This is a genomic window from Pseudogulbenkiania sp. AW2-16 (assembly GCF_056824575.1).
Map to the genome: position 1 here is coordinate 3294853 of NZ_CP157668.1, position 23752 is coordinate 3318604.

The 23752-nt window shown below is 58.7% G+C and carries 18 protein-coding genes and 1 pseudogene; 7 read left to right on the forward strand and 12 right to left on the reverse strand.

Annotated elements, in window-relative coordinates; genetic code table 11:
- Nucleotides 1-173 precede the first annotated feature (173 nt).
- The 3 genes from ABKF58_RS16090 to ABKF58_RS16100 all read right to left on the reverse strand — a co-directional run bounded on the left by ABKF58_RS16090 (nucleotide 174) and on the right by ABKF58_RS16100 (nucleotide 7487).
- On the reverse strand, nucleotides 174-857 hold the full coding sequence (locus ABKF58_RS16090) for an integrase domain-containing protein (protein WP_482581954.1): 684 nt from the start codon (nucleotides 855-857) through the stop codon (nucleotides 174-176).
- Nucleotides 797-1222 carry a phage integrase N-terminal domain-containing protein gene (locus tag ABKF58_RS16095; RefSeq protein ID WP_482581956.1) on the reverse strand — a complete coding sequence of 142 codons (426 nt, stop codon included), beginning with the start codon at nucleotides 1220-1222 and terminating at the stop codon, nucleotides 797-799. The genes ABKF58_RS16090 and ABKF58_RS16095 overlap by 61 nt, the downstream gene beginning before the upstream one ends.
- A gap of 1132 nt (nucleotides 1223-2354) precedes the next feature.
- Nucleotides 2355-7487 carry a RecQ family ATP-dependent DNA helicase gene (locus tag ABKF58_RS16100; RefSeq protein ID WP_482581958.1) on the reverse strand — a complete coding sequence of 1711 codons (5133 nt, stop codon included), beginning with the start codon at nucleotides 7485-7487 and terminating at the stop codon, nucleotides 2355-2357.
- 660 nt (nucleotides 7488-8147) lie between these two features.
- Between ABKF58_RS16100 and ABKF58_RS16105 the strand changes: the two genes are divergently transcribed.
- Complete coding sequence (locus ABKF58_RS16105) at nucleotides 8148-8441, forward strand: hypothetical protein (RefSeq protein WP_482581960.1); 294 nt, start codon at nucleotides 8148-8150, stop codon at nucleotides 8439-8441.
- Nucleotides 8442-8930: 489 nt separating this feature from the next.
- Here ABKF58_RS16105 and ABKF58_RS16110 read toward each other — a convergent pair whose 3' ends face one another.
- The 5 genes from ABKF58_RS16110 to ABKF58_RS16130 all read right to left on the reverse strand — a co-directional run bounded on the left by ABKF58_RS16110 (nucleotide 8931) and on the right by ABKF58_RS16130 (nucleotide 12607).
- A complete protein-coding gene (locus ABKF58_RS16110) occupies nucleotides 8931-9551 on the reverse strand; it encodes a flavin reductase family protein (protein ID WP_482581961.1) in 621 nt (206 codons plus the stop codon).
- Between the two features lie 230 nt (nucleotides 9552-9781).
- A complete protein-coding gene (locus tag ABKF58_RS16115) occupies nucleotides 9782-10195 on the reverse strand; it encodes a tautomerase family protein (RefSeq protein ID WP_482581963.1) in 414 nt (137 codons plus the stop codon).
- Between the two features lie 54 nt (nucleotides 10196-10249).
- Nucleotides 10250-10660: a hypothetical protein gene (locus ABKF58_RS16120; protein WP_482581965.1), complete on the reverse strand. Its 411-nt coding sequence runs from the start codon at nucleotides 10658-10660 to the stop codon at nucleotides 10250-10252.
- 61 nt (nucleotides 10661-10721) lie between these two features.
- Nucleotides 10722-11615, reverse strand: coding sequence for an alpha/beta hydrolase (locus tag ABKF58_RS16125; RefSeq protein ID WP_482581967.1), 894 nt, complete (start codon nucleotides 11613-11615; stop codon nucleotides 10722-10724).
- 8 nt (nucleotides 11616-11623) lie between these two features.
- A complete protein-coding gene (locus ABKF58_RS16130) occupies nucleotides 11624-12607 on the reverse strand; it encodes an MBL fold metallo-hydrolase (RefSeq protein ID WP_482581969.1) in 984 nt (327 codons plus the stop codon).
- A gap of 259 nt (nucleotides 12608-12866) precedes the next feature.
- On the opposite strand from ABKF58_RS16130, the gene ABKF58_RS16135 reads away from it, so the two are divergent.
- Together ABKF58_RS16135 and ABKF58_RS16140 are read left to right on the forward strand one after the other, a co-directional pair.
- Nucleotides 12867-13352 (forward strand): winged helix-turn-helix transcriptional regulator, encoded by a 486-nt coding sequence (locus ABKF58_RS16135; RefSeq protein ID WP_482581971.1) that lies wholly within the window; start codon nucleotides 12867-12869, stop codon nucleotides 13350-13352.
- A gap of 177 nt (nucleotides 13353-13529) precedes the next feature.
- A complete protein-coding gene (locus ABKF58_RS16140) occupies nucleotides 13530-14570 on the forward strand; it encodes an IS110 family RNA-guided transposase (protein WP_482581311.1) in 1041 nt (346 codons plus the stop codon).
- 386 nt (nucleotides 14571-14956) lie between these two features.
- On the opposite strand, the gene ABKF58_RS16145 is transcribed toward ABKF58_RS16140, so the two are convergent.
- From ABKF58_RS16145 to ABKF58_RS16155, 3 genes and pseudogenes are all read right to left on the reverse strand, one after another.
- A complete protein-coding gene (locus ABKF58_RS16145; RefSeq protein ID WP_482581973.1) occupies nucleotides 14957-15325 on the reverse strand; it encodes a tyrosine-type recombinase/integrase in 369 nt (122 codons plus the stop codon).
- Nucleotides 15237-16841 (reverse strand): DEAD/DEAH box helicase, encoded by a 1605-nt coding sequence (locus tag ABKF58_RS16150; RefSeq protein ID WP_482581975.1) that lies wholly within the window; start codon nucleotides 16839-16841, stop codon nucleotides 15237-15239. The genes ABKF58_RS16145 and ABKF58_RS16150 overlap by 89 nt, the downstream gene beginning before the upstream one ends.
- 94 nt (nucleotides 16842-16935) lie before the next feature.
- A pseudogene (locus ABKF58_RS16155) lies at nucleotides 16936-17115 on the reverse strand (hypothetical protein); the annotation flags it as partial.
- A gap of 1817 nt (nucleotides 17116-18932) precedes the next feature.
- On the opposite strand from ABKF58_RS16155, the gene ABKF58_RS16160 reads away from it, so the two are divergent.
- The 4 genes from ABKF58_RS16160 to prmB all read left to right on the forward strand — a co-directional run bounded on the left by ABKF58_RS16160 (nucleotide 18933) and on the right by prmB (nucleotide 22952).
- Entirely contained in the window at nucleotides 18933-19502 is a 570-nt protein-coding gene (locus ABKF58_RS16160; protein ID WP_294865350.1) for an aminodeoxychorismate/anthranilate synthase component II, read from the forward strand.
- Nucleotides 19502-20530, forward strand: coding sequence for an anthranilate phosphoribosyltransferase (trpD, locus tag ABKF58_RS16165; protein ID WP_482581978.1), 1029 nt, complete (start codon nucleotides 19502-19504; stop codon nucleotides 20528-20530). The genes ABKF58_RS16160 and trpD overlap by 1 nt, the downstream gene beginning before the upstream one ends.
- A 65-nt stretch (nucleotides 20531-20595) precedes the next feature.
- The gene (locus ABKF58_RS16170) at nucleotides 20596-21972 is read left to right on the forward strand and encodes a phosphomannomutase/phosphoglucomutase (RefSeq protein ID WP_482581980.1); all 1377 of its coding nucleotides are present in this window, start codon (nucleotides 20596-20598) and stop codon (nucleotides 21970-21972) included.
- A 77-nt stretch (nucleotides 21973-22049) separates the two neighbouring features.
- Nucleotides 22050-22952 (forward strand): 50S ribosomal protein L3 N(5)-glutamine methyltransferase, encoded by a 903-nt coding sequence (gene prmB / locus ABKF58_RS16175; protein ID WP_482581982.1) that lies wholly within the window; start codon nucleotides 22050-22052, stop codon nucleotides 22950-22952.
- Between the two features lie 159 nt (nucleotides 22953-23111).
- On the opposite strand, the gene ABKF58_RS16180 is transcribed toward prmB, so the two are convergent.
- Entirely contained in the window at nucleotides 23112-23738 is a 627-nt protein-coding gene (locus tag ABKF58_RS16180; protein WP_008954090.1) for a LysE/ArgO family amino acid transporter, read from the reverse strand.
- Nucleotides 23739-23752: the final 14 nt, after the last annotated feature.

Here is a 23752-nt window from a genome sequence, read left to right on the forward strand (position 1 = left end):
CGTTCAGGCCGCTACTCTCGCCAAAGTAAAAAGCATGCCGATCAATATAATCGTCATTTTTGCATTGAAATGCGATCAAAAGGCAAGCTCCCCCCGCCTTTGCACATACAAAAACTTGAACATTACGATAGGCGCCCCTCAGATACTGGCCTGGGGCGCCTATCGGTTAGGGGTTACTCGGAGTCAGAACCCGATCCCGACTTGGAGCAGCGGGGGTGAGAACCACAGTATGCTGTGGTAATTTGAATCCTCGAGTGTCCCAACTCCTCGGAGACCTTGCGTCGAACGGCCGCTTCCTCATCGGGAGGGAGCTCCCCTCGTACGCCTCCTCGTACCGGGGTTTTTTTACCATACGTCAACGACTCAAAGCGATCGTTAGCATATTGGTGCCGAAGCCCGTGCGGCGTGACGCCCAAGTCCTTCTTGCAGATGTCAAGCCGCTCCAAGGCGTAACGGAACGACCGAATGTTTTGTGCGAGCGTTTTGGTCGGGTCTCCGAGGTGACCCTCGCCCTGGCCGACCAAGGCCTGTGCTCTCGCCAACACACGCCTCTGTTGATCCGTGACTACAGGAATACTGCGTGGTCTCCCACCTTTCGTTCCTTTTACGAGCCGGACCTCATTCCCATCGAGCGTCACGCAGCAATTCGGTTGGAACATGACCGCCTCTCTCACCCGCAAACCAAAGAGAATAATTAGTTCAAGCTGAATTGAAATGCGAGGGGAAAACTGAGCAATCTCCCGAATAATTTCATACACATCGATATTTTTAGCAGACCAGCTCTTATCCTCCATGGCTATATAACTGCGACGCACCCTGGATTGCTCCGAAACCAGCGTTGCCAGCGGTGGCAACATTCCTTTTTTTCAATCCATTTCAAAAAAGTTTTCAAAATAGAATGCCGAATCTGCAGCGTCGACGGGCTCAGCTTCTGCTCATCCCAGCGTTTGAACAGCGCCTGAATATGTTTCGGCCTAATATTTATGATGTTTTGCAGTTTATAACCCATTTCCCTCAACTGATTAAAAAGCATGTAGAGGACATCCCTACGCTTTTTCAACGTGGCGTTACTGATTTTTTTGGCCTTAATGGCATGAGTTCGGCCCTTCTCCCTCAGAATTTCTGCCAGCTGCCGCTTAAGATCACCAAGGCGAGTATTACTCTGCGTATCAACCTGATTCGGGCCAACATTTTTATGTTTGACCACATTGGATTTTATCATTTCAACCCTCACACAGCATTTATTTGAAAAAATCTGGATGCCCGGCCCAGCGGCCGGGCGACGTGTTTCTTCAAAACGAATGATCGATCCTCGTCGGACCCCCTTGCGGGCCAGCTCGCGCTGGGATGGGTACCGAATTTCGGCCGGTACGGGCCGCGACCGTCACAGGGGAGGCCGGTGTGGGTTTCACGCACGTTGCGCCACGAGAGCGCTTACGGTTCACTCCTGGTGCCCGCGAATGGCAGACGCCCACGGCGGGCCATGAAAAACATGGCGGTATGGGCCTGGGAGGTCGGGTATTCCGATTACCGATGCGTGGTAGATCGATGAGTAATCCCATCGAGTGGGTCAGTGTTTAGGTTGGAATCAGCGGGAGTGTAGGCCAATATTTTTCGCGCATTATGAAATGCGCGAATCAGGCCTGAAGCTGGCGCGTTGAACGCAGGTTGAATGCACGCCACAGATGAAAAGCTATATCTGTCAGCATGCGAAGACAATAAGCTTAGGTTTGCTACTCTAGTCCGGCCAAAAAATCAGCTGACTAGATTTGCCATTGCTGGCGAGGGTTGAAAGGCTGCGATTTAGTCGGCAGCTCGACTGGGGTACGGTTCAATTCTGCCGACAGTCGCCGGCACTGTCAACCCCCTGTTTCTCATCGTGCCAATTTGTTTTGGCGTGTGTCATTCAGGCAACAGCACCACCATAAAAACATCTTCCCGGTGGAGCGATACTCTCTCCTGATATAGAGCTCAAACACGGTCGCCAAACTGACTCACTACCGGGCGCACAATAAATACGTGCAGCCCCCTCATCAATATTTAAAAAACACCATCGAGTGTTTTCGAAAAATAATTAAAAATTTATCTTCCGCAGATGTCCTATTTTTTCTCAGCCATTTCAGGAGACCGCTGGATAGCACCAGCCCGTTTTTTATCGATCACACGCCACCTGAAAACCCGGTGATAACGGGCATCTTGTCCATCTCAGGAAACGGTTCGCAATGGCCAGCTAGCCTGGACGGTGCCCCCATGCTCCGGATCGTGTCGCCGTGAGACCGTGTCACGGAGAGGGAAACCTTTCCCCGCCTCCTGTAGAACGGGACACCTTATATATAGATAGTCTGATCGGCTCGTTATGCCGGTGGCTGTAGCACCACCCGCGGCAACGGCACCCACCAGCCCTCGCAGACGATCTGCGACTGAAAGCCCTCGTCGCCCTGCTCTCGTGGCCTCCACACCATACTGTCCAGACGAGCCTCAAGAATGTCGCCCGCTGGCATTACGAACTGTTTTGCCAGGGTGATCAACAATACCCCGTGCTCATCACGCAACTGCCAGCGCCCATCGACCTGTTGCAGTTGGAGGGGCGCCCCGTGCGGTAGACGGGCCAATGCCGCATGGACTGAGTGAGATGAAGATTTCCTACCCGCAAATGAAAGATAAACCCCATCAAGCCCGATCGTGACGAAGCGTCGGCGCCAGGCTTCGGGGGCATCGGGTTGCCACGTGGCGTCCAGCAGGACCGTGGCCGAGTGATGGCGCAACGAATCGAGGAAGGCATGTCGCCCCGGTTGGCTCCAGCACAGCGTGAGCCCTGCGGCAGCGCGGGTCATCGCCACGTAGTACAAGCGGCGCTCATCGGGTGTCGCCCGGTTCCAGTCGCCCCCATCCAGCACAAACACCTGCGACCACTGCCCGCCCTTGGCCTGATGGACCGTCGACAGGGTCAAGGCCCCGCTCTTGTCTCGCCGCGCCTCGCGGCTGAATTCGTAGAACGCATCCAGCAAGGTGATCGACGGCAAAGACTCGTCACCCCACAGCTGATGCTGCTCGCGGCAGAACTGGGCGCACAGCGCCAGCCAATCGTTGTCCGGGTGGGCGTCACTGCACTGACTGATCTCGGCAGCCAGCCCGGCCAACGCAATCGGTCCAGAGGCGGCTTGCAGCCGGTCGATCAGCGCTTTGCCTTCCCGCACCTGATGCAGTGAGGGTTGGCCGTTAGTGGCCTGGCCTCTTTTTTGATACGAAATGCCCTCCGTTTCGCACCAAGCCAGGAACGGTTCTAACTGGACGTGGGTATGCGCCAGAATGGCAAAGTCGCCCCAATCGAGCGTGGCATCCAACTCTCGCCGGCGGCGGATTTCGGCGACCACGGCTTGTCCCTGCCCGAGTGTCGACGCGCCGACCAGCAGGAGTTGGACCCGTCCTTGGGTGAGCGGGTCCAAGGGCTGCCATCTACCACCAGCGGGATGCTTTTTCCGGGCCCGATCAATCTGTACCGGGTGGGCCGTTTTCATCCGTTCCGGATTGGGGGAGATTAGTGCATTGGCCACATCGATGATGTGGTGGGTGGAGCGATAATTGTGGATCAGGTACGCCACGTGAGCGTTGTAATCCTGAGTGAAGCGCTGGATGAATTCATTGCTGGTCGCGCGGAAGGCATAGATGTTCTGATCATCATCGCCGACAGCCATCAGGGTCAGCTGGGCCTCGGCTTCCAGGGTGCGTCCGGCCAAGGCACTGATCAGCTCGTATTGCTGTTGGTCGATATCCTGGTACTCGTCGACCAGGATATAGCGGTAGCCACCCAGCAGCTGTTCCCTCAGACTGTCCCCGTCATCCAGGCCAGGCGGCTGGTGGCGGCCAGTCAGCAGCGCAATGGCGTCGTCTAGCACGCCCTTGAACAGGTCTTCTCCCGTCTTGTCGGCCAGTCCGACCAAGCTGCGACCGGTCAGGCGCAGGGCCAACGCGTGGTAGGTCAGCACCGTGACGCCCCACGCCTGCCGGCCCAGCAAGCCGGCCAGCCGCCCGCGGATTTCTTCAGCCGCGGCGCGGTTGTACGCCAGCACCAGGATGCGCTCGGGCAACTCGCCCTTGATCCGCACCAGGTAGGCGACCCGGTGTACGATCACACGGGTCTTGCCCGACCCCGGCCCCGCGAGGATCAGCAGATTTCGGTTGTCCGGCGCACACACCATGGCAGCCTGCTCCGGATTCCCTAGGTCACTGACGATGGCCTGGTAGGACTCTTGGGTCGTGGCCCGCTCCAATTCTTCCTTGCGGTTGGCGAAGTAGCGGCGGATGAAGTCCAGTCGGGGCAGGCTGAAATAGGCCAGGACAAAGGCCAGCGCGTCGGCCATTTTGGCGAGTCCCAACCGGGCGTACTCATGCATGACATGGATTTGCAGCGTACGGTCCTGGTAGTGGGCGCGCAGCGGGGCGTAGTCGTTGTCGCGAAAGCCCCTGCCCCTGCTGTCGGTGTTCAGGTGGATGGTCATCGCCGCCCGGAAGATGGCCTTGCCTTTGTCCAGCACCAGCACGTTGTTGTCGTGCAGAAACAGCAGGCCGGCGTTGACCGCCGCCAATTCACGATCGACATCTCCCTTCCACTCGGCAGCCAGCGTCAGATCCTGCAGCAGGGCGTCAGCCAGTTCACCCATGCGCACCGAGACCGGCACATTGGCGCCGCGTACACTGTCCGGCACGCGTTTCAACATCTCCTGCAACAGCAACTGGGCGACGGTGCGTCGCCGTTGGGCCAGCATTTCCAACGACTCCCACGGCTTGAGCAGCTTGATACGTAGCACTTCCCGCCGCAGCAGCCTGATCTGGAGAAATTCGCGGCGGTTCTGGACATCGCGCTCCGGCAAGGGGCGGGCCAGCGAGCGCAGCAGTTGCATCACCTGCTCGCTCAGAACGTCGACACCACAGCTGTCACGCAGATGCTGGCATACCGCGCGCAGGCTCATTTCCAGCCATTCACCCTGTGCATCCGGGGCGTGCTCACGCATCAGATCGATCAGGGCCTGTTCCCGTTGCCCTAGCCGCTCCAGGCGATCCGTCGAGGCATCGGCGATGCCCTTGCGCAGCTGACAGGTGATCGTCATGTCGTTGCTGAGGAGGCCAAGTTTTTCCAGTCCACGCAGGCTCTGGATGCACTCCTCCAGCCCGACCCCCAAGTGTTGGGTCAGGTCGTCAGTGCTGACGCCTTTGTCCTCGTCGCTGTTGATCAGGTACTCCAGCACCTGCTGGTACATATCGTAGCGCGCTTGAGGTAACTGGGCCCGGTCCAGGGCCACCTTCGCCTGCTCGAGTGAATTGATCTTCAGGCTGCCAGGAAACACCTGGGTCTGGTTTTCGTTCCGTTCCAGCAATTGCGCCTGTTCCAACCAGTGCAACGCGGTGCGGACCTTGGTGTCGGCATCGGGCGCCTCATCGTCGATGGCCAGATCAGTCTCTGGGTCCAAACGCAGGATCTCGCGGCTGGTCAGCACCATGTCCCCACCGGTATTACCGGCATGCCGTTTGAGCAGGCGCAAGATGCCAGCGATGTCCTGGCGGGTCAGCCGGGAACGCACCGCCAGGCCGAACTGGGTTTCCACGTCGTCCTTGCAGAACAGCAAGACACAGCGCGCCGCCCCTTGATCGCGCCCTGCCCGTCCAGCTTCTTGCAGGTAGTTTTCCAGCGAACCCGGAATCTCGGCGTGCACCACCAGCCGCACGTCGGGCTTATCCACCCCCATCCCGAAGGCATTGGTGGCGACGATGACCTGAATCTGCCCGGCGATGAAGTCGTGCTGGATTTCCTTTTTGGCATTGGGATCGAGTCCCGCGTGAAAGGCTTCACACGCCCATCCCTGATTCTGCAGAAAATCAGCGATCTCTTCGGCACTCTTGCGCCTCGAAACAAATACCACCGCCCCGCCGCCATCGGCCAGCTCATGGCGTAGCAGGCTCTGGATCTCTACCCATTTGGCCGCCGCCTCGACCTCGATCACGTCGTAGTGCAGGTTATGCCGCGCCACCCCGCCATCCAGCACCTTCAGCTCCAATCCCAAGGCAGTATGGAAGTGGCCCTGCAGGTCATCGATCACGTCTTGCTTGGCGGTGGCAGTGAAGGCGCAGACCGGAGCCAGGTTCTCCATATAGTGCTCGCGGATGAAACGTGTCACGTACAGGTAGTCGGTGCGGAAGTCATGCCCCCAGCGCGACAGGCAGTGGGCTTCGTCGAACACCCAGCCGGCGATCTCGCGCTGGCGTATAGCGTCGATGAAGGCTCGGTTGCGGAACTGCTCGGGCGACACCATGAGAATACTGACATCGCCCAACCGGACCTTCTCCAGCACTTCTTTGCGCTCCGGCATCGATAGCATCCCGTTCAACGTGGCGGCGCTGAGCACCCCCACCTTGATCAGGTTATCTACCTGGTCTTTCATCAGTGACTGTAGTGGCGAGATCACTACCGTGAGACCGCCGTTGCGCCAGTATCGTGACAGGGCCGGCAGCTGATAGCAGATCGATTTGCCGCCCCCCGTTGGCAGGATCGCCAGAATGGACTGACCGGCATAGCCGGCCCTGATAATGGCCTCCTGCAAGGAGCCGCCCTCCGACGTGGTAGGCAACGGGCGAAATCCATCAAAATTGAAATAGCGCTTCAGTTCGCGCCGAACATCGAGGTACTCGGAACAGAACGGACACTCGGGACGATCGCAAGGGGTGTCACGCAGACGGCGTATTTGCCGGCCCACTTGCGGATAGGTCAGCCGCACCCACGGTGGCAGCACCGAATTCCCGCCAGACACGCCGAGCCAAGCTAAGGTGTAAGCAAACACCCGGCGCTCGACGTCGTTATGCAGCAACAACGGCAACAGTTCGTTTAGTTGCTGCGGACAGACCTTGCCTTGCACCAGAGAACCGATACTCGTGATGAACCATTCGGCCGAGGGAGCAAAGGCCCGCCGCACGGTAGTGAAGAAAGCATCCAGCCCCTCCTCTCCCAGCAGAAAATGATAAGCCGCAAGCAGATCAGGTTGGGATGTCTGCAGCCCCTGCATCACCTGATACTGATCTGACCATAGGGTCAGCGCCAGCTTGGCGTCCTTCAATGGATCATTCCGGCTGTCACGCTGCAGCTTGTAGTCCTTGACCAGCCGGTGATAAGGGTTTGCCGGAAACGCGATCGGCGACAACTCTAGCGTATCAACCAGCCGTAGTGCGTGCAGCTTCAGGTCCGGACACAACACCTTCAGTACCGGCAGATCATGCCGCCGGACGTTATGCCCCAATACAAAGGCCGCTCCCTCTGCCAACTGGTCGAGGGGTGCCCGCAAGGCGGTGAAATCGACCTTCTTGTCGCTGACCACCTTTTGATCGGTATCGGCACGCCAAGCTGCCAGTTTGTATAGCTGAAGAGCATCGTTTCGGGCCGTTTCCAAGTCGATGCAAAGCGCTTTGGGGCGAAACGAAGAAGGGGCAGTGGACAGCATGGTTTAGCTAATAGCCTGCACGAAGCACAAAGGATCATCCCACCATGGTATCGCAGTTGTCATAAATTGAGCAGCCGGAGCCCGCGGCGGAAGGTCTCTCATTCTGTGGATTTGCCTCTTGTGCCCACAACCGCTAAACCTCACACTATCGTTGGTCGGAATTTAAGTTTACCCCTGCCAATCCACTGCAGACACCCCCGCAAACCCACGCCGGCAGGGCATTACAGTATTCCTCTCCTTACGATGGCATTTCAAGGCACCCGCTCTGGGACCCCAGATACGCAGGACATCCCAGTCACCACTACTCCCCGCGGCTCTAAGGGCCGACAGGATCGGTGGACACCCGATGGGGCACCAGAACGCCCACAAGACATCTCGTCCCCCCACGCATGCCACGCGCCTCGGAAACCGCAGGACGTCTGTAGGACATTTCGCCAGCAGCTTCCCACACATGCTACACCCTCAGAATTTGCAGGACGCCTGTAGGACGCCTACAGGACGTCTGTAGGACATCTCGCCAGCAGCTTCCAACACATGCTGCACCCTCAAAATCTGCAGGACGCCTGTGGGACGCCTACAGGACGTCTGTAGGGCATCTCGCCAGCAGCTTCCAACACATGCTGCGCCCTCGGAATCTGCAGGACGCCTGTCGGTTTTGGAATGCAACTGAATGTCGGCATTGAGATGCGAACGTGTGTCTGTATTCATGCGAATACTCATGTATCAGCGCCCGGAGCTGGAGGTGGCCGTCAGAGGCTGGAGCGCCCCCAAATCACGGACCGCAAAGTCCGCCACTTCCTGACCAAGGACACCATCGCGCCGGCGCTGGCGCCACTGTTCAACATCACCATCAAGCGCAGCCGCTGGACGGTTCTGGACGAGCAAGGCACGATTGAGGGACGTGAGCAGATCGTGAAGGTTAACGAGGTCGAGATCGAGCTGAAACAGGGCTAGGTGCAGGTCCTGTTCGACTTGGCGTTGAAGCCGACCGGTCCCCTTCCATTGATACCCGATCCGCAAAGCAAGGCCGAACGGGGTTATGCCCTGTATCGCAATACCGCGCCGCTCGTCCCGTCCAAGGCGCAACTGCCCGCCCTGAGCGCCACCATGACGCGCAGGCACTACGGACGGTGGCGCAAGAAACCCTGCGCCATCTGCAGGCCAACTCTCCCGTCACCCTCAACGGCGACGACAGCTATCTGAGGTGGAGCTGCCGCACCCCAACTCTCGTGATCTTCGGCTTGTCGGCCGTAGCAGACGTTCGCTGCTTCTATAACGAGTGGCTGCTTTCCGATACGAAAGCAGCCACCTAGGCGACTAGTAAATCAGGGGCGATTCAGGCGTAGCCTGTGTCGTATGCATAGAGGAAGCCCCATAAGGCCCCCCCATGCGTAGCGACAGCTCGTGCCTTCCACCCTTTTGCTCCGGTCGCTCGACGCCAAGTCAATTACCCGGTCGCTCAAGCGTGAAGAGCTGCCCCGCGCCGATTTCGAAGTAGTCGGCCGGCCCACCTCCACGCAGGATCGGGCGTGCCTGCGCAGTCTGGTACACGCCGTCCTTGATCAGCTGCCGGTCAATGTGGATCGCTACTGCTTGGCCCAACACCAGCCACGCCGGGAGCGCCGCGCCGCCCTGCGCCTCAAGCTGCACGATCTGGGTGACCACGCACTCGAATTGCACCGGGCTAGTCGCAACGCGCGATGGCCGCACCTTGGTAGAGGGCAGCGTCTCCAGCTTGGCCAACTCGAACTCATCGATGTGCGCTGGCGCCATCGCCGCGGTGGCGTTCATCGCCTCGGCGAGCTCTCGCGTCGCCAGATTCCATACGAACTCGCCGGTGTCACGCGCGTTGGCCAGCGAATCCTTTGCACCAAGCGAGCAAAAACCGATGATCGGCGGCTTGTAGCTGAACAGGTTGAAGAAGCTGTAGGGCGCAAGGTTGCGCACGCCGTCGTTAGCGACTGTGCTGATCCAGCCGATCGGTCGCGGAGCAACGATGGCGTTGAGCGGATCGTGACGCAGGGAATGCCCCTGCGTCGGTTCGTAGAAATGCCAGTCGGTCATAGCTTTACCCTTTTGGGAGGAGCGCAAGGGGTGCAGCCTCCAACGCCTCCGGCTCGGTGCACGTCCGCAGCGCCAGAGCCGGGGTAGTGACTGTATTCATCCCGATACTTGTCCAGAGAATGGTGTCGGATCGGAGCCACATTAGCCCCACGCCTGAGAAACGAGCGAGACATCCGATTCAAGGTCAATTTCGATGCCCCGTTTACAAGAGCAGGGCAGCGTCGTCTTTCTTACTTGTTTACCCAAGGCATAGAAAGGTCGATGTCAGAGACCAGCTTTCCACCACCGAAGCTCATGCTCTCCAAGGGAATGGCATACATCATCAGGGTGACATCGTCCTGGCTGACGCCAACCTTTTCTACGGCGTATCGGGTGACCAATTCCGCGAGCTTGCGTTTCTGCTCCACTGTCCTGCTGGTACCGGACGTCACCGTTACGATCATGCGCTTGTCGGATCTCTTCAAGTCAGGAAAAGTCGGATGGATGAAGAACTCATCGTCCTTGTGCTCACTGATGATGACGAAACGGTCATCCATAGGCGTATCCATGGCTTCATGAAGAGCGAGATTTAAGGCATCCGCCAGAGCCCGCTTCTCTTCGCTAGAGAATTTTTGAGCCGGAATGTGGGCGTGAAACATTGGCATGGTTGTTTCCTCGGTTGTGTTAAATGAGGCGATGAAGTTGGTTGTTGTCCCGGCTTAGCTAAAGAAGTCCTGACCGAGTGTTCCTTCGAGTCGCTCCTTGAGGCCAGATGAGAATTCACGAACGACGGGATACGGGCTTTGGAAGAGCTTGATGTTGTTGATGAGGCCAGACTCATTCCGAGTGAGTATGGTGGTGCCGGCGACCGGCTTGCCACCGTGGATGGCATCCCACTCAAGGTAAGTCTTCGCACCGTCAACCGTCTCCGCGGTGAAAACGAAGTTTTCGTACATCGTGCTCGTCGCGGTAAAGAACGCCCCGATGAGTGTCGGGCCGACCACGGCTTTGCTAAGGGCTGAGGTCTGAAGGTTGGCGTCAGCGGTGAATGACTTCGCGAATTCGCTCGTTCCTTTCTTCTTGACGATTTGCATCCATGCCGTTCCCGGGGTGTTGGTGTCAGTAGTCATTGCAATCTCCTAGGTTGGTGTCAGTAGTCGCTACAGAATTCCCATCGCATGTCTGCGACTTCTATTTCTCAAGGTGCTCGATGAGAAACTCGCCGGCTCTCTGCAGCGCGTCGTGGGCCTGAGGCAATGAGGCTGTCTGAATGTGCCAGACGTGCAGCATCTCCGGCCAAACCTCAAGGCGCGACTCGCCGCCAGCTGCGCGCACCTTTCGGTCAATTTCAAGCGCATCGTCGAGAAGTACTTCGTCGCTTCCTACATGGATGAGCAGTGGAGGAAAACCGTGCATGTCGGCGAACAGGGGAGAGATGCGCGGATCCTTCAAATCGTGGTTGCCCGCGTAAGCTTCGACCATCTCCCGCATCGCGCTCGCGTTGACCATTGGGTCGCGGTCGGCCAACTGCGTTAACGAGGGCAGCGTTAACGTTAAGTCTGCCCATGGGCTAATGAGTAGCGCTGCTCGCGCGTCCTTGTGGCCCTTCGAGGACGCGTAGGCAAGAACGTTGAGAACCATGCCACCGCCACTGGAGTCTCCGGTCACGGCGAACGGCTTGCCAAGCGCACGCACTGCTTCGTAGCCGCGGATGGATTCGTCGTAGGACGCCGGAAATGGGTGCTCGGGTGCCAAGGAGTGGTCCAGGACGATGACCTGGGACTTTGCCGCTCTAGACAGCTCTCCGAGCATGCCCAGATGCGTGGCAGGAGAGCCAGCCACCCAGCCACCACCGTGTAAATGGTAGATGACTCGGTCTTTGGACGCGCCGGGAGCCGTAATCGCCACCGCGGCGACGCCACCGAGCTCGGTCGGCTCGACGGTTAGGTCAGCCGCCAGCGGGTTTGCTTGTGAAATTGCCTCCATGCCGACGCGGAGCGTCTCGATGGTGCGTACGGGATGCGCAATGTTGAAGGCGAACATCGCCTCGAGGAGCTTGCGGGCGGAAGATGAATCGTAGGCCATGGCTCACCTCACTTCAGGTTGAGGAAGGTCGTCGGTACCCAGTCGTAGCCGACACCGTTGTCAGCTTTGCGAAGACGCCCAAGACCAGGGAACGGCATGTGAGCTGCAGCAATCATGGTCTTGTCCGCAGCGAGCTTCACCAAAAGAGCTTCACGTGTTTTGACTGCCGATTCGCTGTCCGAGTCGAACACAATGCTGATTTCCGGGTGTGGCATCTGGACGGCCCCAACATGAGCTACGTCGCCCCAGACCAGCAGCGACTGACCCTTCGAGGAAATCATGTAGCCAGTGTGACCGGGGGTGTGGCCGGGAATGGCATACGGTGCGATGCCGGGGACGATTTCGTCCATGCCTTCGTACGGCTTCCATTTGCCTGCAGCCATGTAAGGCGCGGCGCCATCTTGTGCGATTTTGAAGAAGATCTTTGCTTCTTCCGGGGCTTTGGCCATGATTTCCTTCGACAGCCAGAAGTCGGCGTCGGCCTTCTTCATCATCACGGTCGCGTTCGGAAAGACGCGTTTGCCGTCTTTGTAGATTCCGCCAGCATGGTCACCGTGAAGATGGGTCAGCAGCACCAGGTCAACCTGCTCCGGCTTGTAGCCGGAGGCCTTCAGGTTCTGCACGAGCTTACCCAGCGTGGGAGGGCCCCAGTGACCGCCCGAACCAGTGTCGATGAGAACGAGCTTGGAGCCGGTATTGACGAGGAAGCCTTGGACGGTGGCCGAGACATTTTTGGGATCGTTTTGGAAGGAGCGCGCCAGGAGGGACTGGATGAGCGCCGGATCGCCATGCAGGAGGTTGGAGTCAATGCTGCCGCCGCCGTCATGGAGAGCGGTGACTTCATAGTCGCCAATCATCGTGCGATAGAAGCCTGCAACCTGCTTGTGCTGCATCGGCGCTGCAGCTTGGGCCGGTGCTACAACAACGAAGGCGCCAGTGAATGCTAACGATACCGCGAGCACGGTACGCGAAATGATAGTGGAGAACTTCATAGTGTTTCCTAACCATTGTGTGTAGTGGGGATATGTAATGATCGTTAGCGGAATGCCAGCTCATCGTGCCATGTCGTTGTTGCCACCTTTCTGGCCACTCGCACTGCGGAATTGCCTCCGTAACCCGTGATGAAAGCCGCACGCATGTTCGATTCCTCTGTTGATCCGCCAGGACCTCTAAAGTACTTGCAAAGTGCAAGTTGTTGAATAGTATTTCAACTACTTGCATAATGCAAGTGGTGATTTAAGGAGAATGGCTGTGCAACAAACAAGACGATCGGGCTGCCCGATCAACCTGACGCTTGAGCAGATCGGCGACCGCTGGAGCCTGATCGTTATCCGCGATGTCATGTTCGGGAACAGGCGCAGCTATGGCGCCCTGCTGGAGCAAAACGAGGAAGGCATCGCCTCGAACATCCTCGCAAGCCGGTTGAAGCACTTGACCGCGTCTGGCCTGCTGACACGATCTCCGGATCCGAATCATCAGCAGAAAGGAATCTACAGCCTCACGGAAGCGGCCATACAGCTTGTACCTCTGCTCGCACATATGGCTGCCTGGGGCCTTCGGCATACGCATCCGAGCAAGGAAGCGTCTTTGCGCGCGGAGCTGCTGGAAAAGGGCGGCCCTTCACTTTGGAGTGCTTTTATGGATGAACTACGTTACCTGCATCTCGGTGCACCGCGTCCGGCGCGCTCAGTATTGAGCGAGCTCCGGACCGACGGCGAGAAGGCAATCGCTAATTAGTAGGAATCTATGCGTCATGACATATGTCATGTAGTGAATCGCCCCTCGTTTGCTAGATACATTTATGGCCGCTTCCAACCGGAAAGCAATGGGATGGACTCCTCCCTCCTGATACGGCATCAACGTGCCAGACTGGAGGCGTCAACAAACCAGTCAAAACGGAACGAGGAGTCCACCATGAAGATTATGCGCATCGGCATCGATTTGGCCAAAAACGTTTTCCAGATTCATGGGGTGGATGCTCATGAGCACCCTGTGTGTCGCCGGCAACTGCGTCGTCATCAACTCCTGGAGTTCTTCCAGAAACTCGAACCCTGCCTGATCGGCATGGAAGCCTGTGCCGGTGCGCATCATTGGGCACGTCAGCTCCAGGCAATGGGACACACGGTCAAGTTGATTGCCCCGCAATTTGTGAAGGCTTATCTGAAGGGCAACAAGAATGATGCCAACGATGCAGAAGCGATTTGCGAAGCGGTCAGCAGACCGGGAATGCGTTTTGTACCGATCAAAACGATTGAGCAGCAGGATCTGCAGGCATTGCACCGCATTCGGACCGAACTGATTCACCAGCGGACCGCCAAGGTCAATCAGATTCGCGGCTTGCTGACTGAGTATGGAATCGTGATCGCGGTGACCGTGAAGCAATTGCGTCAGGCGTTACCACTCATCCTGGAGGATGCAGAAAACGGCCTCTCGGCGTGCTTCCGTCATCTGCTGGATGGTCTGCGCGAAGATCTGGTGTATCTGGACGAACAAATTGCCATCGTAGATCAGGACATGGTACGCCAAGCCAATGAAAATGCGATGGCCAGAAAGCTGCAGCAACTACGCGGTATTGGCCCCATTACCGCCACTGCACTGGTGGCCGCCATTGGCAACGCCAAGGACTTCAAGCGGGGGCGGGATCTTGCTGCGTGGCTGGGACTGGTCCCTGCTCAGCACAGCAGTGGCGGCAAAGACCGGTTACTGGGGATCAGCAAGCGAGGTAATACCTATCTGCGCACTTTGGTCATTCACGGGGCGCGAGCGGTCGTTCGCGCCGCTGCGACACAAACAGATCGCCTCAGTTGCTGGATTCAAAGCCTGTGCGCCCGTCGCAACAATAATATTGCCGCGGTCGCCTTGGCCAACAAGACGGTACGCCTAGCCTGGGCGCTGATGACGCGGGAAGCGGATTACGACCCAGATTATGGGCAGGCAGGAGACACAGTGTCCTGAGCATTCGGGTTGGACAGGGCCTCGGCAACGAGATGATCAACGCTTAACCCATCTTCACGATTGCGCAGCATGAAGCAGTGATGGCGAACAGGTCGAACCGGCGTCGGAAGAACCCGAAAACTGGCCAAGTGCGAACAGCACGACAAAGCAATAGGGATCTGGCGCGCGGATAGCCCATTATGGCCCGGGCAATTAAGCCCAACTCAGAGGCCGGATATACGTAAGCAGTCGATCCGAACTCCAGAGCTGTGAAATGTGTGCAAACCGGGAGGAGTCCATATACGGCCATTTTCTACGGGATGATAGCCGTCAGCTTAGGTCGAAAAGCTTGGTGGCGGTACAGGATAGCCGCCACCTTGGTGGAAAAGTGCGGTCGTAACGACTACCTAAATTTCGATCTGCACTGAAATTTCCAAAGCATCATCAACTTCGATCCCGAGATACCGCACCGTGCTTTCTAACTTGGTATGACCAAGCAAAATTTGCACCGCTCGCAGGTTCTTTGTCTTCTTGTAGATCAATGTTGCTTTGGTGCGCCGTAAGGAGTGAGTACCGTAGATGGATGAGTCCAGCCCGGCAGTTTCGACCCACATGTGCACTATCCGTGCATATTGGCGAGTCGATAAATGTGGAGAGTCCTCCAACCGACTAGGGAAGAGATACTGATCACTGCGCAAATGTGCTTTCTCTAGCCAAGCGGCAACGGCCAACCTGGTCGGCTCTGTTATCCCCTTCGGGGGTCCACTGCCTTGCATAGGCAATCTGGCTTTTCAGGTATTCCGAATAGCTCGAAGCGTTGAGGTAGCCGGCAAGCTTGGCGACCATGACGTCTGTGGGTTTAACCGTGACCCCGTTGCGATTGAATGTATGGGGTACCACTCTGGCGATAATTTCTGCAAAGGTCTTGAGGAAGTTTGTCGCGGGGGCCCAGTGAAACACCAGCGAGGCAAATTCGGCTTCATTCATCATCTCAACCATGCTTTGCAGCACCTCGAACTGCTCTACACGGAAGTACGAATGCTTCTTCACGAGGTCGATGGAAACGCGATCGCTCGTGAAGATCTCATCAAAGCGATCCTGTGAAAACTCGGACAAGTGGTCTGGCTGAACGCTTGCCAGGAGGTTGATCGGGGTATCGATATCTTGAATACCGAGCGGAATCTCTACCTCCTGGTTGAGGTTGTCTTCAGGGATTTCCTCCAAGCAAAAAATTTTTCCCACGAAGTGAACGCCCATGCGTCCAGCACGCCCTTTGATATTCCCATGTGTGAATTTGTCGATACTGCGAGGGCCATCGCGGTTGTCGTAGATCACGACGTTCTTGGCAACGGTGTTGACGCCTTCAATAATCGTGGAAGTGCAGAGAAGGAAGCGCAGTTTCCCAGCATTGAACTGGTCGGCTGTGTATTGCTGCAGCGCCCTCGGCAGCGCACCAAAATGCAGGCCGATTCCGTTTTTGAGTGCAACGGTGTAATCCCAATTGGCATCAAATTCTTCACTAACCCAATCGATATGAGAACTCACCGTCGGAGTGCCATGCCCGAGCTTGATCAGCTCGCGAGCTACCATGCCGGCAACAGTTGGCGACTTACAGTAGATGATGGTTGCGCCGACGCATGCGCACGCGATCTCAGCCAGCGCGTTGAGCTTGGCTTTGTCGTCATTCGCCTTGATGCCGAAAGTTTGGACATCAAGCGCAACCGTGTTGAAGTCGGTGGAAACGAAGGTATGTGAGTACCCGAGTCTTTCGAGACCACGAATGCTGTTGACAAACGGCCCGGTCAGGTAGAACTGTTTGGAGACCTTCAGCAGCTTGCTCAGCGCGATGTTGAGCTCGACAACTCGCTCGTCCTGGTAATCCACGGAGCCGTTTTTGAGCTCCCGAAATGCCAGCTTGTAAAACTCGTCAATGACGAAAAGGTCAATATCGACGATGTCGTCTCGCTCGTTCACCCGCTCCTGCGTTAGCACGTAGACCGCTTGCTCGGAATGGCACCCTTGGGAGCTGTGGTGAATGATCTGGTATCGGGCACCGAACCGTACTTGCAACCGGCGACGAGTTTCGTCGGCAAGGGCCACGGTCGGCACAACCAAGACGAGCCGCTTCAAAGTGCCCAAGCCGAGCAGCGAGTCAACGATTGCGCTTTTGCCCATGCTCGTGGGCGCACTCAGAACCACATTTTGACCTGCCTTGAGCAGATCGAATATTTGGAACTGCATCGAATGGAAAACGAAGCTGTCCGAGAACGGGGTCCGGTACAGATCAAGCACCCTGAGCTCGTCCGGTGTCAGGTCGGCGAACTCCTTTTTAGGTACGGAAACAGACCTGATTTTCTCACCATGTTTTTCAGAATGGTGTTGTGCTCGGAAATCTGACGGCAATGTCGATATCAGTCACCAACTCGCTGAAGCCAATCCAGAGCTGATCACCTTCTGGATCGCGGCGAACGATGTGCACGTTTTCAAGAATTTTCACGGCCCCAGGTCTTTCCACGTACAGCATGCAGGGTATGGGCTGACTCTCATGGTGTTGCCGGATCGAGGCTGCTTTGATCCCGCGACAACACTGTCAGTGTGCCCAGCACCCAATCCAGACCTGTTGCAGGACGGGGCTAAACTGTGATGCGCTAGCGTCACGACAGAGACTCCATCGAATTCAGTATCGAAACCTGAGGTGGTTGAGGCGACCTAACCTAGGTTTTTGTCAACTAGAAGCCTCACGGCTGCCTTGTTGGGTTCTCTGCGCGACGCGCGTCGGTGCCTGCTACCTAGAACGTCGAACAATCATTCCTAGGAAAGCGTATGGCTTCTTATGGACAGAAGCAGACGTCAACAGTAGGGAGAACGATCGTCCGCTTTGGCCGATTATGTAGACCCCACGATTATGTGGAGTTACAGGCGTGGCAACCATCAGATGCCTTGCTTGGCAGGGAAAGCGCCGCGATGACGGTCCACATAATCCACCGTCCGTCACGATGCCGCCAAATCGGACATGGGTACATTCACCATGCGTTTCCAGCGCCAGATGGGCCTGGTGCTCGCCCGGATCGACATCTTGAGGCTGAGGTTGCAGCGACTGGTGGTAGCGCGGCATCGAAAATTATGTTGAGCGTACGTCGTCCCCTGTTGCCCGCAGGCCCCTCGTGAACATGCTTCCGAAACGGGATGGTTCAGAAGCTCAACATAATAGCGAGATCTACATAATCGGCCTTATGTGGAGCTCCACATAAGGTCGAGTTGCTCGCGTAGGCTGTCCGACAGGTATGTAGGCCAAGCAGCCATCCACGAGGCGGCGCCGACTGCCTCAGAGGCCCTGACCACGGTCAACCTCAGTCCGCAGACCCAGCCAGCCCACTGGCGCCCCCGGTGTACATGCCGGTCGTGCGGCTCTCGCGCTATCCCCTCTCTCCGGAATCGCTTCCGGTCGACGTCCTGGACAAACACCAGATGGCTTTGACCGGCCAGCCCAACACCTTTGTGGTACCGGACCTGCTCGATCTACCCCGACTCCTGGATTACCTCCCAGTGCCCACTATGGTCTCGCGGCACAGATCGCTTTCTATCAGCTCTTGGGGGACGACGGCCCCTACCCTGACGAGTTGTACTATCCCGCGGGTGGAGATGGCCGCCTGAGGCAGACAGCCGGCCTGCTGATGGCCGGAGTACTGAGAACGGACTGCCCCGCGGCCAGTATTACTCTCCAACCCTCCGCGGAGGCCTTCCAGGCGCTGGCCCGTCTGCTCAGCCGGTACTTCTGCGAGGAGTGCCAACCCAATCCGCGAGTCTACGTTGGCCTCCCAAGCCTCTACGGCGACTTCCTCTGCCACGGTTTGAACCTGTTGGCGTATACCCGAGTCGTGCAGCTGGCGGCGCACTACCCGGATGAGACGATCGAAACCGTACGATCGCCACTCGACCGGAGGCGGAGCAGCTCACTTGCCAGGTATCGATCAAGGGATGCGTGGCCGCTACCCGGCTATTCCGGGGGTACTGTGAGAGAACCGCGGCTGGCATAAAGCCGCCATTTCTATTGGGAGACGACCATGCAAGACCAGCTGCTGAATAGCTACGCGGTCAAAGAGCGCGTATCCATGGGCAAGACCAAAATCTACAGCTTAATCTAAGGTGGAGAAATTCCCCTGTCCCTCTCATCACCCCTCCCTCGGAAAGTCCACCCGCTGGCTGGCTTCACACATCCAGGCGGTTATCGGCGCTGTTGCCAGTGGGGCCGAATGGAAAGACAATGACAAGCAACGTGCGGCATAACCAAAGTCCACCGATTCGCAGTGTGAGTAAGAATGTGAGTAACGAAGTGGCAGTCAAGCAATGCCACTCAGCAAACAAAAGGCTTTGAGGCATTATATGCTACTGATGATCGACAACTATGACAGCTTCACCTACAACCTGGTGCAGTACTTTGGTGAGCTGAAACAGGACGTGCGGGTGTTTCGCAACGACGAAATCACGCTCGAGCAGATCGAGGCCCTGGCACCCAAGTATCTGGTGGTTTCCCCTGGCCCCTGCACGCCGAACGAAGCCGGCATCTCGGTTCCCGCCATCAAGCATTTTGCCGGCAAGCTGCCGATTCTCGGCGTCTGCCTAGGGCACCAGAGCATCGGCCAGGCCTTCGGCGGCAAGATCATTCACGCCAAGCAGCTGATGCACGGCAAGGTGTCGCCGGTTTCGCATCACGACATCGGCATGTTCCGCGACCTGCCCAACCCGGTCACCTGCACCCGCTACCACTCGCTGGTGATCGAGCGCGAAACCTTACCGGAGTGCCTGGAGATCACGGCCTGGACCGACGATGGCGAAATCATGGGCGTACGCCACAAGACACTGCCGATCGAGGGCGTGCAGTTCCACCCGGAATCGATCCTGACCCAGCATGGCCATCAGATGCTCGACAACTTCCTCAAGGAGTTTGCGTGATGATTACGCCGCAGGCCGCGCTGAACCGTCTGATCGACGGCAACGAACTGTTCTACGATGAGATGCTCGATCTGATGCGCCAGATCATGCGCGGCGAAGTGTCGCCGGCGCAGCTGGCGGCCATTCTGGTCGGCCTGCGCGTCAAGGTGGAAAGCGTGCTGGAAATCGCCGCCGCCGCCACCGTGATGCGCGAATTCGCCACCCACGTCCCGGTCACCCAGCGCGAGCACCTGGTCGACACCTGCGGCACCGGCGGCGACAAATCGCACACCTTCAACATCTCCACCACGTCGGCTTTCGTCGCCGCTGCCGCAGGCGCGCGCGTGGCCAAGCACGGCGGCCGCTCGGTGTCGTCGAGCTCCGGCAGTGCCGACGTGCTGGAAGCGCTGGGCGTGAACCTGGCGCTCTCTGCCGAGCAGGTAGGCCGTTGCATCGACGAGATCGGCGTCGGCTTCATGTTCGCCCCCAACCACCACAGCGCGATGAAATACGTAGCACCGGTGCGCAAGGAGCTGGGGGTGCGCACCATCTTCAATATCCTCGGTCCGCTGACCAACCCGGCGGGTGCCGACAACCAGCTGATGGGCGTGTTCCACCCCGACCTGGTCGGCATTCAGGCGCGCGTGCTGAAACAGCTCGGCAGCCGCCACGTCATGATCGTGCACGGCTGCGACGGGCTGGACGAACTCACCCTATCCGGCCCCAGCATGGTGGCGGAACTGAAAGATGGCGAAATCAGCGAATACCGGCTCGACCCGCGCGATTTCGGCCTGGAGCTGTGCGAGCTCAACCAACTGCGCGCCGAATCGGCGGAGGCGTCCAAAAACATCCTGCTGGCGGTGCTCACCGGCCAATCCGGCCCGGCCCGAGACATCGTGCTGCTCAACGCCGGCGCCGCCATCTACACCGCCAACGTCACCGACACGCTGGCCGCCGGCATTGCCAAGGCGCGTGAAATGATCGACAGCGGCGCCGCCCGCACCAAGCTCGAGCAACTGGTGCAACTCAGCCAGTCGTTCACAGCCTGAACCCCAGGCGACCGGTCTACCGGTCGCCTCATCATTTTTTGCATCCCCGGGAACAAGACAAGCTCATGAGCGCACTGTCCAAAGACATTTTCAAGGCTTACGACATCCGCGGCATCGTCGGCCAGACCCTGACCGACAAGACTGCCTACCAGATCGGCCGCGCCATCGGCTCCGAAGCCCGCGCCCGCAACGTCAAGGCCATCGTGGTCGGCCGTGACGGCCGCCTGTCCGGGCCGGAACTGTGCGAGGCGTTGGCCGAAGGCATCGTCACCGCCGGCATCGACGTCATCGACGTCGGCCGCGTCGCCACCCCGATGGTGTATTTTGCCGCCTACGAGCTGGGCACGCTGTCCGCCGTCATGGTCACCGGCAGCCATAACCCGCCGGATTACAACGGCTTCAAGATGATGCTGGCCGGCGACACCCTCTCTGGACCGGACATCCAGGCGCTGTACCAGCGCATTCTGGACAAGGATTTCACCGAAGGTGACGGCCAGTACCGCACGCACGACATCGTCGATGCCTATCTCGACCGCATCACCAGCGACATCAAGCTGGAGCGCCCGCTGAGCATCGTGGTCGATTGCGGCAACGGCGTCCCGGGCGCCTTCGCCCCGGTACTGTACCGCCGCCTGGGCTGCCGCGTGCGTCAGCTGTTCTGCGACGTCGACGGCACCTTCCCCAATCATCACCCCGATCCGGCCAAGCCGGAGAACCTGCAGGACGTGATCGACGCGCTGGCCAAGACCGATGCCGAAATCGGCCTCGCCTTCGACGGTGACGGCGACCGCCTGGGCGTGGTCACCAAGGAAGGCAATATCATCTGGCCCGACCGCCAGCTGATGCTGTACGCCGCCGACGTGCTGGAGCGCAACCCGGGCGCCAAGGTCATCTACGACGTCAAGTCCACCCGGCTGCTCGGGCCGTGGATTCGCGACAACGGCGGTGAACCGGTCATGGCACGCACCGGCCACAGTTTCATCAAGGCCAAGATCAAGGAAACCGGCGCGCTGCTGGCGGGCGAGATGAGCGGCCACGTGTTCTTCAAGGAACGCTGGTACGGTTTCGACGACGGCATGTATACCGGAGCCCGCCTGCTGGAAGTACTGTCGCGCGTCGAGGACCCCAACGCGCTGCTCAACGCGCTGCCGAATGCCGTGTCCACGCCGGAACTCAACCTGAAGATGGAGCGCGAGGGCGAGAACCACGCGCTGATCGAAAAGCTGCAGCAGACCGCGCGCTTCGACAACGCCGAATCGGTCATCACCATCGACGGCCTGCGCGTGGAATACGCCGACGGTTTTGGCCTGATGCGCGCCTCCAACACCACGCCGGTGATTGTGCTGCGCTTCGAGGCCGATAACGAGGCGGCGCTGGAACGTATCCAGCACGACTTCCGCCAGATACTGAGCCAGGCGACGTCGGCCCCGCTGCCGTTCTGAGTCGCCGTAACGGACATTCCCATTCTGGGGACAGGTGGCCGCCGCTGCCTGTCCCCTTCCCATTGAAAGGACCCGCAATGTACGCCCAAGCTGCTACCGTCATGACCACGGTGCGTGACCTGCTGCGCTTCGCCGTTTCCCGTTTCACCGACGCCGGACTGAGCTACGGCCACGGCACCGACAACGCTTACGACGAGGCGGCCTACCTGGTGCTGGCCACGCTCAAGTTGCCGCTCGATCGCCTGGAGCCGTTCCTCGACGCCAAGCTGCTGCCGACCGAAATCCAGGACGTGATCGACATCATCGAGCGCCGCGCCGAAGAGCGCATCCCGGCCGCCTACCTCACCCACGAGGCCTGGCAGGGCGAGTTCAGCTTCTACGTCGACGAACGCGTGATCGTGCCGCGCTCGTTCATCTTCGAACTCCTGGGCGAACCGCTTGCGCCGTGGATCGAGCATCCGGAACTGGTGCACCGCGCCCTCGACCTCTGCACCGGGTCGGGCTGTCTGGCGATCCAGATGGCGCATCATTACCCCGATGCCGAGATCGACGCCGTCGACATCTCGCTCGATGCGCTGGAAGTGGCCTCGATCAACGTGCAGCGCTACGGCCTGGAAGACCGCATCCAGCTGGTCCACACCGACCTGTTCCAGGGTCTGGAAGAGAAATACGACCTCATCATCTCCAATCCGCCCTACGTGGACGAGGAGTCGGTCGACGACTTGCCGGCCGAATACCTGCACGAGCCGGAACTGGCGCTGGGCTCGGGTCGTGACGGACTGGACGCCACGCGCGAGATCCTGCGCCGCGCACCGGAATTCCTCACCGAACACGGCGTGCTGCTGGTGGAAATCGGCCACAATCGCGACGTGCTGGAGGCGGCCTTCCCGCAGCTGCCGTTCATGTGGATGGAAACCAGCGGCGGTGACGGTTTCGTCTTCCTGCTGACGCACGACGATCTGGTCAACAACCCGATCTGACCCACGCCAAAATGCTTCGGCCAACCTCTACAGGTTGGCCGAAGCATTTTCATGACGGGATCGCGGCACCTCCGGCGGGCTCATGGCACCGACCCGGCAGACAAAACCCCTCCACGGGTAACGCACCACGTCAAAGTCGCCACGCCATCCCAACTCGCATTACAAATATTGCAAGCCGTGCTGCTGGATCAGCGAGGCCGCCGTCATCACCATCAAGACCCCCACCATCACATCCAGCACACGCCAGCTGCGTTCCTGCCGGAACAGCGGCGCCAGTTTCATGCTGAACACGCCGATGGCCACGAACCACAGTACCGACGCCGTGGAACTGCCCGCCAGGAACGACAGCCGCGCTTCCGTGCCGTACGCCGCCGACAAGCTGCCGATCAGGATCACGGTGTCGAGCCAGACATAGGGGTTGAGCAGCGTCACCGCCAGCAGCGTACGGATCACCTCGTCGCGGTTGCGCACGCTGCCCCCTTCCGTGCGCAAGGTGGCGGGTTTGCAGGCCGAGCGGAACGCCTTGATGCCGAGCCACAGGATGAACGCCGCTCCGGTCCAGGTCACCAGAGGCAGGAAACCGGGAATCGACAGCACCATGCTGCCCATGCCGAACACCCCGGCCGCGATCAACAACAGGTCGCAGACGATGCAGATCAGGACGATCGGCAAGACATGGCTATGGCCAATGCCCTGGCGAATGACGAAGGCGTTCTGCGGGCCGATGCCGACGATCTGGCTGAGCGACAGGGAGAAGGCGGCGAGGGCAACCTGTGTGTTGAACATGGCAAGCTCCGGAA